At 72.2% G+C, this 15808-nt stretch carries 14 protein-coding genes and 2 tRNA genes; 3 read left to right on the forward strand and 13 right to left on the reverse strand.

Annotated features, from left to right (window positions below; genetic code table 11):
- The first annotated feature begins 51 nt into the window (after positions 1–51).
- Positions 52–612 carry an ALF repeat-containing protein gene (locus OG490_RS13520; protein ID WP_330296535.1) on the forward strand — a complete coding sequence of 187 codons (561 nt, stop codon included), beginning with the start codon at positions 52–54 and terminating at the stop codon, positions 610–612.
- 83 nt (positions 613–695) lie between these two features.
- Here OG490_RS13520 and OG490_RS13525 read toward each other — a convergent pair whose 3' ends face one another.
- The 5 genes from OG490_RS13525 to OG490_RS13545 all read right to left on the reverse strand — a co-directional run bounded on the left by OG490_RS13525 (position 696) and on the right by OG490_RS13545 (position 5554).
- The gene (locus OG490_RS13525) at positions 696–1226 is read right to left on the reverse strand and encodes a hypothetical protein (RefSeq protein WP_330296536.1); all 531 of its coding nucleotides are present in this window, start codon (positions 1224–1226) and stop codon (positions 696–698) included.
- On the reverse strand, positions 1226–1486 hold the full coding sequence (locus OG490_RS13530; RefSeq protein WP_330296537.1) for a DUF397 domain-containing protein: 261 nt from the start codon (positions 1484–1486) through the stop codon (positions 1226–1228). Before OG490_RS13530 ends, OG490_RS13525 begins: the two co-directional genes overlap by 1 nt.
- Positions 1446–2294 carry a helix-turn-helix domain-containing protein gene (locus tag OG490_RS13535; protein WP_330296538.1) on the reverse strand — a complete coding sequence of 283 codons (849 nt, stop codon included), beginning with the start codon at positions 2292–2294 and terminating at the stop codon, positions 1446–1448. The genes OG490_RS13530 and OG490_RS13535 overlap by 41 nt, the downstream gene beginning before the upstream one ends.
- Before the next feature lie 177 nt (positions 2295–2471).
- The gene (locus OG490_RS13540; RefSeq protein ID WP_330296539.1) at positions 2472–4178 is read right to left on the reverse strand and encodes a glycosyl hydrolase family 18 protein; all 1707 of its coding nucleotides are present in this window, start codon (positions 4176–4178) and stop codon (positions 2472–2474) included.
- 254 nt (positions 4179–4432) lie between these two features.
- The gene (locus tag OG490_RS13545; protein ID WP_330296540.1) at positions 4433–5554 is read right to left on the reverse strand and encodes an LLM class flavin-dependent oxidoreductase; all 1122 of its coding nucleotides are present in this window, start codon (positions 5552–5554) and stop codon (positions 4433–4435) included.
- A gap of 228 nt (positions 5555–5782) precedes the next feature.
- Between OG490_RS13545 and OG490_RS13550 the strand changes: the two genes are divergently transcribed.
- Positions 5783–6541 carry an IclR family transcriptional regulator gene (locus tag OG490_RS13550; protein WP_330296541.1) on the forward strand — a complete coding sequence of 253 codons (759 nt, stop codon included), beginning with the start codon at positions 5783–5785 and terminating at the stop codon, positions 6539–6541.
- Positions 6542–6653: 112 nt separating this feature from the next.
- Here the strand turns inward: OG490_RS13550 and OG490_RS13555 are convergent.
- From OG490_RS13555 to OG490_RS13575, 5 genes are all read right to left on the reverse strand, one after another.
- A tRNA-Lys gene (locus OG490_RS13555) sits at positions 6654–6727 on the reverse strand.
- 52 nt (positions 6728–6779) lie between these two features.
- Positions 6780–8483 carry an AMP-binding protein gene (locus OG490_RS13560; protein WP_330296542.1) on the reverse strand — a complete coding sequence of 568 codons (1704 nt, stop codon included), beginning with the start codon at positions 8481–8483 and terminating at the stop codon, positions 6780–6782.
- 59 nt (positions 8484–8542) lie between these two features.
- Positions 8543–9157, reverse strand: coding sequence for a lytic polysaccharide monooxygenase auxiliary activity family 9 protein (locus OG490_RS13565; protein WP_330296543.1), 615 nt, complete (start codon positions 9155–9157; stop codon positions 8543–8545).
- Positions 9158–9384: 227 nt separating this feature from the next.
- Complete coding sequence (locus OG490_RS13570; RefSeq protein WP_330296544.1) at positions 9385–11649, reverse strand: SPFH domain-containing protein; 2265 nt, start codon at positions 11647–11649, stop codon at positions 9385–9387.
- An 11-nt stretch (positions 11650–11660) separates the two neighbouring features.
- Positions 11661–13007 (reverse strand): peptidoglycan-binding protein, encoded by a 1347-nt coding sequence (locus tag OG490_RS13575; protein WP_330300910.1) that lies wholly within the window; start codon positions 13005–13007, stop codon positions 11661–11663.
- A gap of 308 nt (positions 13008–13315) precedes the next feature.
- Here OG490_RS13575 and OG490_RS13580 point away from each other — a divergent pair.
- Positions 13316–13389, forward strand: a tRNA-Lys gene (locus OG490_RS13580).
- A 76-nt stretch (positions 13390–13465) separates the two neighbouring features.
- On the opposite strand, the gene OG490_RS13585 is transcribed toward OG490_RS13580, so the two are convergent.
- From OG490_RS13585 to OG490_RS13595, 3 genes are all read right to left on the reverse strand, one after another.
- Positions 13466–14128: a class F sortase gene (locus tag OG490_RS13585; protein WP_330296545.1), complete on the reverse strand. Its 663-nt coding sequence runs from the start codon at positions 14126–14128 to the stop codon at positions 13466–13468.
- 7 nt (positions 14129–14135) lie between these two features.
- Positions 14136–14792: a hypothetical protein gene (locus OG490_RS13590; protein ID WP_330296546.1), complete on the reverse strand. Its 657-nt coding sequence runs from the start codon at positions 14790–14792 to the stop codon at positions 14136–14138.
- A gap of 159 nt (positions 14793–14951) precedes the next feature.
- Positions 14952–15731 carry an HAD-IIA family hydrolase gene (locus OG490_RS13595; protein ID WP_330296547.1) on the reverse strand — a complete coding sequence of 260 codons (780 nt, stop codon included), beginning with the start codon at positions 15729–15731 and terminating at the stop codon, positions 14952–14954.
- Between the last annotated feature and the right edge of the window lie 77 nt (positions 15732–15808).

Below are 15808 nucleotides of genomic sequence, written 5' to 3' on the forward strand. Positions count from 1 at the left end.
GATCTTGCTGTCGGCAGACCGCCGGCAGCTCTTCGCTCCAGGGGGAACCACATGAAGCCGACCCGAGCCGCCCTCGTCCTGGCGGCCGGCGCACTCGCTCCGGCCCTGCTCCTGTCCACCCCGGCCCTCGCCGCCGGCCCGGCCGCCGCGCCCGCCGCCGTATCGGCGACGACGCCGACGGACGAGGACAACGCCGTCGCCATCGCCCGGCTGCTGGCCGACCCGGCCTCCGGCAAGGCCGTCATCCGCGAGGCCAACAAGGCCCTGAGCGGCACCGCCGCCGACCGCGTGACCTTCCTCGCCACCGGCCTCGCGATCGCCCGGGACGAGGACAACACCTTCGCCATCGTCAGCCTCCTGGCCGACCCGGCGTCGGGCAGGGCCGTGAAGCGCGAGGCCAACAAGGCCCTGAGCGGCACCGCCGCCGACCGCGCGGCCTTCCTCGCCACCGGCCTGCGGCTCGCCCGGGCCGAGGACGACCGCGTCACCGTCGCCAGGATCCTGGCCCGCCCCGGCATCAGCGACGCCCTGCGCGCGGCGGCCGACAAGGCCATCGACGGCACCCCCGAGGAGCTCCGCTACTTCGTGACGGTCGGCCAGTACCAGTACTGATCGCGCGACACGGCCGCCCCGTCCCCGGGAAGGAGACGGGGCGGCCGGCGCTCGGCGCGGAATGCGCGGAGGGCGCCGTCAGATCACCCGGCGCCGTACCTCCGGGCGGTGGCCAGCACCTCGTGCTCGGCGCCAGCGCGTTCGAGCAGCATCACCCCGGCCTCAAGGCCTTGGTGCTGGACACGCAGCCGCGGGCCGTCGAGCACCACGCGCAGCTCCGGCCACGGGTGGTTCCACAGGAGCACGGAACGCTCCCACAGCTGCATCCCCCTCGTGGTCACCCGCAGCTGGTACGGCGGGCTCTCGTAGGGGCCGGAAGGACTGTGGTCCGTGTACGGAGGTCGCACGGTGTGCGCGCCGAGCACGATCTCACCGGGCGCCAGGGCCTGCGCGCGCACGGCGTCCTCCCGACCCAGCCGCGCACCGGCCAGGCCCGCGAGGGCCGCCACCAGCACGCTTCCGGGCGCCAGCACCCACCAGGGCGCGACCTCGGCGCCCCGCGCGACGAAGGTCACGACGGCCATCGCCCCGAGCGCCCCACCGGCGGCCAGCCCGGCGCGCCTGACCCGCCGGGCCGGCTCCACCTCGGCGGCGCCGGGATCCTGGATCGCCATCAGAGACTCCGGACGAACGCCCCGAACGCCTCCGGGCCCACGGCGAAGGCGGGCCCGTCGGGCCGCTTGGAGTCCCGGACGGCCACCTGGCAGGGCTGGAGGGCCACTTCGACGCACTCGCCGCCGGTGTTGCCGCTGTACGAAGCCTTGCGCCAGGCAGCTGCGCCGAGGGGGGCGCATTCGATGCAGTCGCCGCCGGTCCCGCCGCTGTAGGTGGACTTACGCCACTGCGCGCCCGTCAGGTCCCGCATGCTCCCCATAACGTTCCTCCCGTACGCGAGCGATCAACGCCGCCGAATCCTCCACGGAGAGTGCCGCGGCTTGCAGATGATCGTAGCGATGAGCGCAGTCTCTGGCCGTCTCGGGATTAGCTGTCACGTTGGCCGAGTCGTAGCTCTCGGCGTAGACGATGTCCGGGTCGTCAACGAACCGAAGGACGTTGAACGCCCCGACGGTAGCTGGATGTTGTCCTGCGCTGAACGGGAGGATCTGGATACCCACTTCGCGCCGGTCCCGGAACTCCAGCAGTCGATCCAGCTGCTCCCGCATGATCTCGCGACCACCGAACGGGCGGTGCAACACGGCCTCGTCCAGAACCACCCACACAAGGGGCGGCCGCTCCCTTTGCAGGATCCGCTGACGCTCCATCCTCGCGGCCACCGCCTCCTCAAGGTTCTCGCCCCACCCGGCCTGAAGGACCGCCCGCGCATACGCCTCGGTCTGCAAAAGCCCGTACACCAACTGCGGCTGGAACGAGGAGATGTGCGTCGCCCGGGCCTCCATCTCCGCGTACACCTGGAACCAGCTCGGCAACTGGCTCCGTAGCACCAGCCCCACCAGGCGGGAGAAGTGCCCGTCCGTGCCCAGCGCCGCGTCCAGCCGCTCCGAGAACTCCCGGGTCGGGACCTTCTTGGTCGTCTCCACCTGCCCGATCAGGGAGGCGGCGCAGAAGATGATGTCGCCGAGCTGCTGCTGTTTGAGGCCTGCGGCCTCCCGCAGGCGGCGGAGTTCGGAGCCGTAGTAGTCCAGCGGCGAGGCGCTGGGGTCGAGGTCGCGGATGTTGACCATGGGATGGTCACCCCCATGAAGAACGCGTGCGGAATCAAGTCATCGCCGAGCGTAGTGACTTCGACACGCTCCGGGACGGTGAATCCGCTAACCATGTGACACGGCAACACGGCCGCCCCCGCCCCCCGAGAGAAGAGGGGGCAGGGGCGGCCGGCGCTCGGCGCGGGGTGGGGGGAATCAGCAGGCGCCGAGGTCCTTCCAGACACCCCATTCACCGGTGGTGCCGGGCACCTCGTTCTGCGTCCACCACTGGGCCTTGTACTTGTGGCCGTTGTACGAGACCTCGCTGCCGCCGGTGTAGATGTTGCCCGGGACGTAGGCCGCGGCGGTGCAGCCCGTGCTGGGCGGCGTCGTCGGAGGCGTGGTCGGGGGCGTGGTCGGCGGGGTCGTGGGCGGGGTCGTCGGAGGCGTGGTCGGCGGGGTGGTCGGCGGCTGGGTGGTGCCGCCGAGGGAGTCCGAGATCTGGTTGAGCAGCGTGGCCTTGTCGTCCAGGCCGAGGAGCGAGTACATCATCGCGCCGGCCAGGCCGCGCTGCTTGCCGTAGTCGACCCGGGCCTGGATGGACTTCTGGTTCAGGCCGGTGAAGAACTCGCCGTCCTTGAAGAAGTACGAGGCCTTGGCCTGGTCGTCCCAGAAGGTGGTCGCCGGGTTGTCGACGATGCCGCCGAGCTCCTTGTAGAGCGCGATGCCGGCCTGCTGGCTGGTCGGACGCGCCGCGGAGGCCAGGGTGGCGGGCTGGGCGAGGCCGTTGGTGGTGCCGGGCGAAACGCCCTTCCAGCCGCGGTAGTAGAACTCGTAGCCGAGGGTCAGCTTGTTGGCGGGGAAGCCGCCGGTGATCCCGTAGGCCGCGTTGCCGTCGATCCAGGAGTCGATGGCGTTCTTGATGCTGTACTTCTGGGTGCCCGGGGCGATCGCGTCGGTCGGGTCGGCCGCCGAGTTCAGCAACGGGGACTGGTGGTACGTCGGGCCGTCCGCGTCCCAGGCGCCGTGCATGTCGTACGTCATGATGTTCGCGTAGTCGAGGTACGCGCCGATCTTGTCCGTCTCGACGTTCTTGATCTTGTCCTGGCCGGCCGGCAGGGCCGAGGTCAGCATGTAGTGCTTGCCGCCGTTGGCCGCGCCGTAGGCGTCGAGCTGGGTGCGGAACTCCTTGAGCAGGAGCGTGAAGTTCTGCTTGTCCTCGGGGGCGTAGTGGTTGCCGAGGTGGCCGCCCGCCGAGCCCGGGTACTCCCAGTCGATGTCGATGCCGTCGAAGATGCCCGCCGCGCTGCCGACGCCGCCGTAGCCGCCCTCGACGGGCAGGTTGCCCTTGATGTACTGGTCGATGCAGGAGGAGACGAGCTTCTTGCGGGAAGCGTCGGTCTTGGCCGCGTCGCTGAAGTACTTCGAGTAGGACCAGCCGCCGACCGAGATGTTGATCTTCAGGTTCGGGTACTTGGCCTTGAGCTGCTTGAACTGGTTGAAGACGCCGACGATCGGCTGGTCCCACTTGTCCGCGACGCCGCTGACGCTGTCGGCCGCGCTGAAGGACTTCTGGTAGTCGGCGTACGAGTCGCCCGCACCGTCACCCGCGCTGGCGTTGTTGTCGTCGCCCGCCGCCTTGTTCGCCTCGAAACAGGTGAGGTCGGTGGGGTGGATGTTGCCGAACGAGTAGTTGATGACGTCCAGTTTGCTCGCTATGCCACGGGTATCGAGGTGCTTGGGATAAAAGGCGTTCCCGTACACGCTCCACTGGTCGTAGTAAGCGATCTTGACGTTGCCGGCCGTCGCGGTGGTCGAGGATTCGGCGGCCGCGGCCGTACCGAGCCCCGCGAAGGTGGCCAGCGCTCCGGCTGCCAGCGCTGCCGTGGCGGCGGCCGCGATGAGGGGTTTACGGATGTGCATGAACTGCCTCCGGGGGGTGGGAGGGGAGAGCGAGAACATCAGGTGGGAGAAGTGATAGCGATCACGCACCGTCCGCGTCAATGGTTTGGACCAAAGAAGGACTAGACCACTCGCGGGACAAACCCCCTAGTCAGAGGCGTGAGCGCATACCAAAAACTGCCCGCCACCCCGGGTGACGAGCAGTTTAAGGACCTCTTATGCCATCCGCGCGCAAGGTTTCGGCAACAAACCAGCCAAACCCCGTTCGCCTTCGGTCAGAGCCGTGCGGGGTCCTCCCCCGGCATCCCGTACGCATCTGCGATGAGGCCGTAGGAGCGCAACCGCGCCTCGCCGGAATGGGCGTTGGAGGTCAGCATCAGCTCGTCGGCACCGGTCAGCTCGGCCAGTGCGTCGAGCCCCTTGCGCACCTCGTCGGGGGTGCCGTGGACCACGCTCGAGAGCCGTTCGTCCACGATCTCCCGCTCCATCGGCGAGTACGCGTACGCCGCCGCCTCCTCGGGCGTCGGGACCGGTCCCAGCTTCCCGGTGCGCAGCCGCAGCCCCCACAGCGCGCCCGCCAGCACCTGGGCGCGGGCCTCCTCGGCGGTGTCGGCGGCGAGCGCTCCGGTCGCGACCATGGCGTACGGGGCGTCCAGGACGGCCGAGGGCCGGAAGGACCGCCGGTAGCGGTCCAGGGCGGGAAGGGTGCCGGGCGCGGAGAAGTGGTGCGCGTAGGCGAAGGGCAGTCCGAGCTGTCCCGCGAGGCTCGCGCTGAAACCGGAGGAGCCGAGCAGCCAGACCGGCGGCCGCCCGGTGGCGCCCTGCGCCGGGCCGGGCACCGCGCGCACGCGGGCGTACGGGTGCCCGTCGGGGAAGTCGTCGTCGAGGAAGCGGATCAGCTCCGCGAGCTGCCGGGGGAACTCGTCCACGGACTCCTCGCGGCGCCCCGGTCCGCGCAGCGCGGCGGCGGTCTGCCCGTCGGTGCCGGGCGCGCGGCCGAGGCCCAGGTCGATCCTGCCCGGGGCGAAGGCCTCCAGGGTGCCGAACTGCTCGGCGATCGCCAGCGGGGCGTGGTTGGGCAGCATGATGCCGCCCGAGCCGAGCCGGATCCGGGAGGTGTGGGCGGCGAGGTGCGCCAGGATCACGGCCGGGGAGGAGCTCGCCACGCCGGGGTGGGAGTGGTGCTCGGCGACCCAGTGCCGGTGGTAGCCGCGGGCTTCGGCGAGCCGGGCTATCTCCACGCTGGTGCGCAGGGCCCCGTGGGCCGTGGAGCCGGCGCCGACGAAGGCGAGGTCCAGTACCGAGAGCGGCGCGGGGGCGTGCCCGTGGGCGGTTCCTCTGATCTCATCGGCGCCCGCACCGCCGGTGGTCTCGGTGCTGTCGGCCCTGTCACTCATCGTGCTCCCCGCTCCGCTCGGTCGTCCTTACGCTGGGGGCAACCGCCGCCCGCCCGTCGGGCATTCCCGGCACACCGGGGCAGGTTCATGACCATGGCATATGCCATAGGAGTAGATCCAGGCAGAGGGACGTGATCTGGCCATCAAACTCTTCAACAGGCGCTCCACGTGGGCCTCTTGATGGCTATCGTGGTAGGGCAAGCGGTAACAACCTGCTAGGGGGAAACCGTGGCGCTGAAGCCCGAGCCGACCGCGCCGTTCCACTCGGTGCAGTACGCCCTGCGCGTACTTGAAACGGTCGCCCGCCATACCGGCGGCGTGACCGATGTACAGATCGCGCGTGAGACCGGCCTGCCCGCGGCCCATCTCGCCCCGATGCTCCTCATGCTGCGCCGTGAGGGGTACGTGCTGCAGGTGTCCGACGGCGCCTATGCCATAGGGGACTCCCTCGTCCTCCTGGGCTCCGGCGTCGACCGCCAGCAGGCCCTGCAGAACAAGCTGCAGGACACCCTGGACCGCTTGCGGGACTCGGTCGGCGCGGCGGTCTACATCAGCCGGTACGTGGACGGTGAGGTCCGCATCACCCAGTTCGCGGACAGCCCGCGCACCCCCAAGGTGCACGAGTGGGTCGACTTCCGCTCGGCCGCGCACGCCAGCGCGGTCGGCAAGTGCCTGCTGACCCAGCTCGACCAGAACGGGCGGCGCGACCACCTGTCCCGGCACAAGATCGCGCGGCTGACGTCGAAGACAATCGTCAACGAGCGGATCCTGTTCTCGAAGCTGGACAGCCAGCCGGCCACGGTGCCGATGTTGGACCTGCAGGAGTACGCCGTCGGCACGGTCTGCGCGGCCGTCCCGATCACCGCCGGGGCCTCGGTGGGCTGCCTGGCCCTGTCGATGCCGGTCGAGCACGCCCACCGGCTGCGGGCCGCGGCCGACGCACTGAACCGGAGGGCCGCGCCGCTGCTGCTGTCGCTCACCCTGTGAGCGGCCGGGGCCCCGGAAGGGGCCCCTGGTCCGTTCGGACCCGGGCCCGGGGACAGGCCCGGAAAACACTTCGGGCGGTTCCCGGTGAACCGGAAACCGCCCGAAGGACAGGTGCGCCGCCAGGGACTCGAACCCCGGACCCGCTGATTAAGAGTCAGCTGCTCTAACCAACTGAGCTAGCGGCGCCTGCTGACAGAGAAAATACTACCTGGTCCTCAGGGGTGCTCAAAACCGCATTTCAGCGGCCCAGCAGATCGGCCCGCCCCTGGGCCTCGTAGGAGGCCAGGAGGGCGGCCAGCGCCTCCGGATCCAGCAGCCGGTACGAGGCCTCGCCCGGCGGCCGCCACCAGACCGGGTCCGGACCGCAGACGGCTCCCGGCAGCGGCTCGGGGAGGAAGGCCGCGCGGCGCAGGGACACCCGGTGGACCTTGTTCGTCGCCGTCACCGGCATGGCCCGGACGATCCGTACGTAGCGCGGGGCCATCTTCGTACCGAGGTCCGGCTGGGCGGCGAGGAAGGCCTCGAAGCCCTGCGGGGAGAAGACGGCGCCCTCGCGCAGGGCGACGGCCGCCATCACCTGGTCGCCCGCCACCTCGTCCGGGACCGCGTACACCGCGACGGCGGCCGCCCGGGTCCAGCGGGCCAGGATGTTCTCGATCACGGCCGCCGCCAGGTTCTCGCTGTCGACGCGCAGCCGGTCGTCGGTGCGGCCCGCGAAGTACAGGAACCCCTCGGCGTCGCGGAAGAAGAGGTCCCCGGTCCAGTACCAGCCCTCGCGGGTGCGCGCCGCCTCCGCCTCGGGGTTGCGCCAGTACCCCTCGAAGAGGCTGCGGCCCTTGTTGACCAGCTCGCCGATGGCCTCGGCGCCGTTGAGGAGGCGGCCCTGCGGGTCGAGGACCGCGGGCGGGCACTCCTGGCCCGTCTCCGGGTCGATGACGGCCAGGTCGTCGCCCGCGCCCGCGCGGCCCAGGGCGCCCGGCGGGGTCTCGGGGGTCCGCTGGACGGAGGCGCCGCCCTCGGTGGCCCCGTAGCCCTCGACCAGGCGGACCCCGAACCGTTCGGCAAAGCGCGCCGCGTCGACGGCGCCGGCCTCGGTGCCGAAGCCGAGGCGCAGCGTGTGGGCCCGGTCGTCGTATCCGGGCGGGGTGGCGAGGAGGTACTGGACGGCCCGGCCGACGTAGGTGAAGTAGGTCGCCCCGTAGGCCCGTACGTCGTCCAGGAACGCGGAGGCCGAAAACCGTCGGCGCAGAGCCACCGCGGCGCCGCCCGCGAGGGCCGGGAGCCAGTCGGCGATGACGGCGTTGCCGTGGAAGAGGGGCATGCAGATGTAGTGGACGTCGTCCGGGGTCACCGAGAAGTGCCGGGCGAGGGAGTCTCCCGCGGCGGCGAGGCGGCCCTGGGTGCAGATGGCGGCCTTGGGGGCGCCGGTGGAACCGGAGGTGAAGTACAGGAGCAGCCGGGAGGACGGGCCGGGGCCGTCACCGAGCGTGGCGTCGCCGGGCTTCGCGCCGGCGTACTGGGCGAGCAGGGCCTCATACTCCTGCGTGTCCGTGACCAGGAGGCGTACGCCGGGCAGGTCGAGTCCGCGCAGGAGCGGCAGGTGGGTCCGCTCGGTGACCAGGATCCGGCAGTCGGTGTGCAGGATGTCGCGGGCCAGCTCGGGGCCGCGCCGGGTGGGGTTGATCCCGGCCACGGCGGCCCCCGCGAGGGCCGCCGCGCCGAGCCAGAACGGGAACTCGGTGGTGTTGTCGAGCAGCACCCCGATGTGCGGCTCCGCCCCCGGCGGCAGCAGGTCGACGAGGAGCGCGGCGCGCGCCGCGGCGGCCAGGGCGGTCCGGTGGTGGCTGAGGACGCCTTCGGCGTGCATCAGGCCGGGCCGGTGGTCGCCCCATTGGCTCGCGATGAGCTCCGCGACGGTTTCGGGTGTCGTCGTTGACCGCATGCCGCCGGAGGATAGCTGACGCTCAGTCAAAACTGAACGCCGCATGGGCGGTCCGGGCGTCAGAACTGGACGTCGGAGCAGGAGTAGAACGCGTTGGTGGTGTCGTTGACCGTCCAGACCGCGAGGATCAGGTGCCGACCGCTCTTGCCGCTCGGCATCCTGCCCTGGTGGACGGTGGTCATGTCGGGGCGGGCGCCGTTGTAGGCGACCGTCAGGAAGGGCTGCGGGTCGAGGTCGGCGCGGGTGAGGGGCTTGGTCGGGTCCCAGCCGTTCTTGGTGACGTAGTACCGGAAGTCGGTGGTGGAGTGGTTCGCGGTGAACTGCCAGCGGAAGCTGTAGCTCTGCCCGCTGGTCACCGGGGTGGCCGGCCAGGCGCCGCCGCGCGGGTCGTCGAGCTGGGCGAACTCGGAGTGGTTGGCCGAACATATGTGACCGTCGGCGGGACCGGCCGCGGGGAAGCCCTTGGGGCCCTCGACGCTCTGGGGCTCCCACTGGATGGGGCCGCAGTCGGCGACGGTCTTGTTGGCGCAGAGCTTCTGGCGGCTGATGGGGGTGTCGGTGTACCCGTGGCTGCTCGCGGTGGGGGCCGTGACCAGCGCGAGGGCCGCGGCGACGCCGAGGCCCACGGCGGTGGCCGCGGCCTGCTGGGCTCTGGGCATGCGGAAGGAACGCATGATGCTCCTTGAACGTGGGGGGAGGTTCGGCGAGAGCGTGCGCACGCGTGGGGATGGGCCCCGCCGGTGCTGCCACCGGCACGGCCCGTTCTCGATTCTTTAGGTCTAGACCAAGTCCCACAGTATTGACGGGACTTGGCCATGTCCAGACCAATGGAAGAACGGGTGGTCCGAGCCCTCCGGATCCACCCGCTCTCCAACGCCACTGCAGTGATTGCCCGTTCGCGCTACTCCGGGCGGCCCGTGTAGAAGGCAACGGTCAGGTCCTTCACCAGCGCCTTGCGCTCGTAGTCGTCCAGCTCCACGATCCCGCGCGAGGTCAGCCGGTGGACGGTGTCGTCGACCGCGTCGACCACCGAGGTCAGGACGGTGTCCCGGTGCTTGGCGTCGATCGCCGCGACCCGGCGCCGCCGCATCGCCTCCGCCACCTCGGGGGCGTACTCGATCCGCGTCGGCTGCGCCGAGAACACCTCCACGCCCACCGCCTCGGTCTCGGCCGCCAGCATCCGGGTCAGCGCGTCGCCGACGGCCTCGGCGTCGCGCAGGGTCGGGGCGTCCTCGTGGAAGGCATCGGCGGGGAGCTGGGACAGGACGCGGGCCATGGCCGATTCGACCTGTTCGGCGAGGTAGTCCACGTGGTCGGCGACGGCCAGGGTCGCGCGGGCCGTGTCCTTGACCTGCCAGACGACCTGGACGACCACCTGGAGGGCGAGGCCCCCGGAGTCGACGGCGGACATCGGGTCACTGCGCCAGTGCCGCAGCCGGACGTCGACCCGGCGGCGCAGCAGCAGCGGGCTGATCCAGGTCAGACCGGAGCGGCGGACGGTGCCCCGGTAGCGGCCGAAGAGGGTCAGCACCCAGGCGTGCCCGGCCCGGCCGCGGCCCAGACCGCCGAGGGCCAGGAGGGCGACGACCCCGAGGAAGGCGAGCGGGGGCCAGAACCGGGCCTGGAGCCCGCGGTAGGGGCGGGGCTCCGCACCGAACGCCACGGCGAGGGCGTCGGGGACGGCCCCGGCCCGCCAGAGCACGACCGCGCAGCCGGCGAGCGCGAGCCCGCCGACGGCCACGCCGATCCAGCCGGGCAGCACGGGGCCGTGGTGCTCGCGCAGCCGGTCGTCGCCACGGGGCACGCGGCGGCCGGGGGCCGGGCGGACGGCGGGCTTCGGCTTCTCCCCGGCCGGGGCGTGGGCCCGGGACCGGGCGTCGCCCTGGGCCGGGGGCCGGGCGGCGCCGGCGCCGGCGCCCCGGAACGGGAGGTGCACCGGCACCTCGCTCACCGCGACCCCGCGCACCGCCCCGATCCGCGGCAGATCCTGCGTATCGTCCTCCCCCATCCGCGCCACGGCCCGCGCGACCACCTCCACGACGCCGGGGCCCGGTCCGGGTCCGGGCACGAACCGGGAGGGATCGGGCGCTTCGGCTTCGGCTTCGGCTTCGGCTTCGGCTTCGGCTTCGGCTTCGGCTTCGGCTTCGGCTTCGGCTTCGGAGGTATCGCCGGACGGGTCTGCGTGCGCGGCTTCCGGTTCCGCCGGATGCCCGGCTTCGCTGTGGGCGTCGGAGGCGCTGTCGACGCCGCTGTCGATGCCGATGCCGATGTCGCCGTAGGTGTCGGTACGGGGCTCCGCGTGCGCGGCGGCCTCCCCCGCGGGCGCGGGCACCGACCAGGACAGGTCCCGTGCGACGGGCTCCGCCTCCGGGGCGGGCGCCCCGATGAACAGGCCTCCCTGCGGGGCGGCTTCACCCTCCGCAGCGGCAGGGGCCGGCACCGACCAGGACGGCTCCCGCGCGGCCGGATCGGCTTCCGGGGCGGGCGCCCCGATCAACAGCCCGATGCGGTGGGCGGCTTCGCCCTCGGCGGGGGAAATCGCCGCCGCCAGGGGCTCGCCCCGGACCGGCGAAGGGACCGGCCACACGTCGTCCTGCGGGTGCGAACGCCCGGCTTCGGCTTCGAGGCCGCCGAGCCGGAGCGCGGTCGCACCGGCGTGACCCGCCTGGGGGCCCGCCTGGGGGCCCGCCTGGGGCCCCGCCTCGGCCTGGGCGTGCGCGAACTCGGGGACGGCCTCGGGCTGCGGATGCGGGAAGTGCGGGCCCGCCTCCGGCTGCGGATGCGGGAGGTGCGGCAGCTGCGGGCCCGCTTCGGTCCGGGTCCGCAGTGCCGGGGCGTACGGCTCCTCGGCCCGGACCGGCCACGGGGCCGGCCCGTCCGCGGCCCGCGACGCGGCTTCCGCCCAGGCCGGGCGGGCGTACGGCTCCTGCACCCCGGCGGGGGCCCCGGCACGACCCTGCTGCCAGGGCTCGGTGGTCTCGGTCAGGGTGGCGGCAGCCGCGGGCACCGGCTCGTGCTCCGGCTCCGGTGTCCGGGACACCTCCCAGCCCGTCTGCGCGGCCCAGCCGCTGGTGGTGGCGGCCGGGGCGGCCGGCGGGGCCTGGGGTTCCGGGACCGGGGGGACGTGGAAGCTGCCCGTGGTCGATGTCGTGCGCGTGGGGTACATCGTTGCCTCCGTCATGCGAACAGCCGGCGCCAGGTTTCCGGGCCCGGGTAGCCGTCGGCCTCGGCTCCGCGCCAGCCCTGGGCGCGCTGGAAGGCCTCGACGTTGCGGCGGTCGGATTCGCCCCAGCGGGGGCCCGGCCCGGATGTGTAGTACTTGCCGAAGCCCTTCTTCACCAGCTGGCGGCCAAGGGCGGTGATGGACGGGTGGGACACCCCCGGGCGGAAGACAGAGGCGCCCGGGAAGGCGGGCCTGCCCGCCGGGCCCGGTGCGCCGCCGGTCGTCGGCGGGATGTCCTTGCCCTGGTGCTGCGCGAGCATCCGCCACGTTTCCGCGCCCGGGATGCCGTCGGCGTCGGCTCCCGTCCAGCCCTGGGCGCGCTGGAAGGCCTGGGTCGCCTGCCGGTCGGAGTCGGTCCACAGGGGGCCGATGCCCTGCGGGTAGAAGCGGGAGCCGCCGCGTTCGGTCAGCATCCTGCCGAGCTGGGTCACGTAGGCGTTGTTGGCGCCCGGCCCGAACTTCGACGCCCCGGGGTAGGTCGGAGAGACGACCGGGGTGCCGCCCGGCGCCGGCGGGTCGGGGACCGGCTTCTCGGGAACGACCCCGCCGGCCACCCCGTTGAACCGGTACGGGATGTACTTCGTCGCGTTGTTCCAGTAGCCGTAGGGCGTGGCCTGGCGCCGCGTCGTGGGCCGCGTCTGCTCGTAGGCGGTGTAGTAGGTCCGCGACTCGTCCACCCATCCGCCGAAGAGCACGACGTGCGAGCCCTTGTTGGGGTCGGCGGGGTTGTGGAAGAGCAGCATGTCCCCCGGCAGCAGCTCGTCCTTCGTGATCCGGGTCGCGAACTTGTCGAGGCTGCCGGTCCACTCGTTCGTGCCGAGGTTCCACGCCATGGAGACGAAGCCGGAACAGTCCTGCCGGTACCCGTCCGACCAGTACTGCTCCATGCTGTACGGGACCTGCGCGTCCAGCCACAGCTTCGCCCGGTTGATGATCGTCGACCGGTCGGTCCGCTTCACGGCCGAGGGCGCTCCGGGCAGGCCGGCGGGCTTCGCGGGCGCGCCCTGCTTGCCTCCGTGCAGCGGGGCCCGGCCGCCCTGCGGCGAGCCCGGGTCGTCCAGGGACACGGTGCCGCCGGGGCCCGGGGTGGTCACTGCCACGGCCGCTCCCGTACCGCCGCCGAGGACCACCCCCGCGGCGGTGGCCAGGACCAGCGCCCGGCGGGCTCCGCGCGCGGCGGGATGACCGCCGTCGCGCAGCGGTATGGCTCGGGCGCGGGCGAGCGTGCGGCGGCGCTGGGCGCAGCCCCTGCACGGGCAGTCGCCGGCGGGTTCGTATTCCTCGAAGGCCGGCATCGGCATCTTCGTGGCGCGGGTGAGCGCGGGCGGCGGCATCGGTGCCGATGCCCCTGTCACTGCCTGTGTCACTGTCTGTGTCGCTGTGGGCTTCGCTTCGTGCACATGCGTCGGAGGCTGCATCGTCATGCGGTTCCGTCACTCCCCTGCTCGTCCGCTGGTCGGCCGGGACCGCGTCTGACGAGGCATCAGAATCGGCCTGGCCCAGACATATCGTGCACGACAAAACCCCCAAACATGGGTTAATCGGACAGCGTGGGCGCGGCCTGTCACGAGCACGGGTGCGGGTGGGGTAGAGTTTTCCCTGTCACCAAGCGCCGCTAGCTCAGTTGGTTAGAGCAGCTGACTCTTAATCAGCGGGTCCGGGGTTCGAGTCCCTGGCGGCGCACAGACGCAAAGAAGCCCCCGTAGCGAAAGCTACGGGGGCTTCTTCGTTCACCTTGTTCCGCGGGGCCCGGCGGGGCTTAGGCCGCCGCTCCCGAGCGGATTCCGGCGCCCGTCAGGTACGCCGACACCACCACGTTCGCCGAGTACTGCCTGGCCGCCTTGTCGTACGCGCCGCCGCAGGTCACCAGCCTCAGCTCGGCCCTGCCCTTGACCCGCGGGCCGTAGGCCTTCGCCGGGTCGAAGCCCGCGCGCTCGTGGACCTGTACGTCCTCGACCGTGAACTCGGCGACCGAGCCGTCCGCCCGCACCACGCGGATCTTGTCGCCCGGCTTCGCCGAGCTCAGCCCGTAGAACACCGCCGGCTTCGACTGCGTGTCCACGTGCCCGACCATCAGCGCGGTCCCGGCCGTGCCGGGCTGGACTCCGCCGCGCCACCAGCCGACCGTGCCCGGGTTCTCGTACGGGGGCGGCTCGATCGCCCCCTGCGTGTCCAGGTCCCGGGTGATCACCGGGGCCTGGATGCCTATGGACGGTACGTCGACCCGTGCGGGCGGCGCCGGTCCCAGCGGGACGTGCGCCGTCGGCAGCCCCGGAGCCGCCGGCCCGCCGGCCTGGCCGGGGAGGGGGCTGGGCACCCCGGTGATCTCCCGGCCCCACAGCCACAGGCCCAGGACCAGCACCGACCAGGCGGCGAAGGTCAGCAGCCGGGAGCCGCCGGAGCTCCTCGGCTCCCCGCTCACCCCGCGCTCACTCGCCGCTGCGACGGCGGCGCAGGCTCAGCGCCCGGCCGGCGACCGCCAGGGTGGCCACGGCGGCCAGCACCGCCCCGATCACCGTGTGCGGCAGGCCGGGGCCGTCGCCCGTGTGGCTCTTCTTCGCCGCCGCGGCCAGCTGGGCGGAGTCCGCGGCCTTGGCCTGCTCCGCCGAGCCCGCGTCCTTCTTCGCCTTCGCGGCGATCTCCTCGGACATGCCGCCACCGCCCGCGTGGACCGGCCAGACCGGCGTGTGGTGGGGGTTGGGGTGCTCGCGGCGGTGCTCGATCTCGATGGAGCCGAACTCCTTCTCGTCGCCGCGGCCTCCGCACTTGATCCGGATGGGGTGGCGCCCGGGGTCGGCCCAGGAGCGGATCATCGCGTCGCCCCACAGGGTGTGGCGGTCGTCGCGGCCGCTGGAGAGCCGGACCTCGGAGACGAAGACGGGTGACTGGGCGATGGCCCAGTCGTCGTCGCAGCCGCGGACGCGCAGTTTGACCTGCGCCCCCGGCTCCGCCGGATTGGGGTCGGCCGAGACGCTGCCACGGTTCCACTGCTCCTCCGCGAAGGCGAAGGGCGCGGTCGCGGCGGAGAGGGCCGTCAGGGCGACGGCCAACCCGGCGACACGGAGAGCGATCAGATCACTGCGCATGGTGAACCTCCTCAACAAGGAGATTCACGCGCGGCGCGCCGCTCCGCATCCGGAGCGGCGCTCTCTTGGCCCGTACGTGTCAGCCGTACGCCCTAATAGCTGGGCCGGTCGGACGAGGCCGAACGGGGCCGCGAGGGACCACGGGGGTCCGGCCGGGGCTCAGACCAGGTCGACGAGGTCCGCGATCGAGTTGACCGTCTTGGTCGGGCGGTACGGGAACTTCTCGGTGTCCTCTTCGGACGTCAGACCGGTGAGCACGAGGAAGGTCTGCATGCCCGCTTCCAGCCCGGCCAGGATGTCGGTGTCCATCCGGTCGCCGATCATCGCGCTGCTGTGCGAGTGCGCGCCGATGGCGTTCAGGCCGGTCCGCATCATCAGCGGGTTGGGCTTGCCGGCGAAGTACGGCTGCTTGCCGGTCGCCTTGGTGATCAGCGCGGCCACCGCGCCCGTGGCGGGCAGCGGGCCCTCGGTGGAGGGGCCGGTCTCGTCGGGGTTGGTGCAGATGAAGCGGGCGCCCGCGTTGATCAGGCGGACCGCCTTGGTCATCGCCTCGAAGCTGTACGTCCGGGTCTCGCCCAGGACCACGTAGTCCGGCTCGTGGTCGGTCAGGATGTAGCCGATGTCGTGCAGGGCCGTGGTCAGGCCCGCCTCGCCGATGACGTACGCGGTGCCGCCCGGACGCTGGTCGTCGAGGAACTTCGCGGTGGCCAGCGCCGAGGTCCAGATGTTCTCGACCGGGACTTCCAGGCCCATCCGGGACAGCCGGGCCTGGAGGTCGCGCGGGGTGTAGATGGAGTTGTTGGTCAGCACCAGGAAGGGCTTGCCGGACTCGCGCAGCCGGTTGATGAAGGCATCGGCGCCGGGGATCGGAGTGCCCTCGTGGATGAGGACCCCGTCCATGTCGGTGAGCCAGGATTCGATCGGCTTGCGCTCTGCCACGGGACTGTTCTCCGCTCTCGGTGGCCTCTGACCACGGTGACCTCTGGTCTCTACCACCTTATCGGGGCCGGGCTGTG

Source organism: Streptomyces sp. NBC_00503 (assembly GCF_036346895.1).
Classification (GTDB): Bacteria; Actinomycetota; Actinomycetes; order Streptomycetales; family Streptomycetaceae; genus Streptomyces.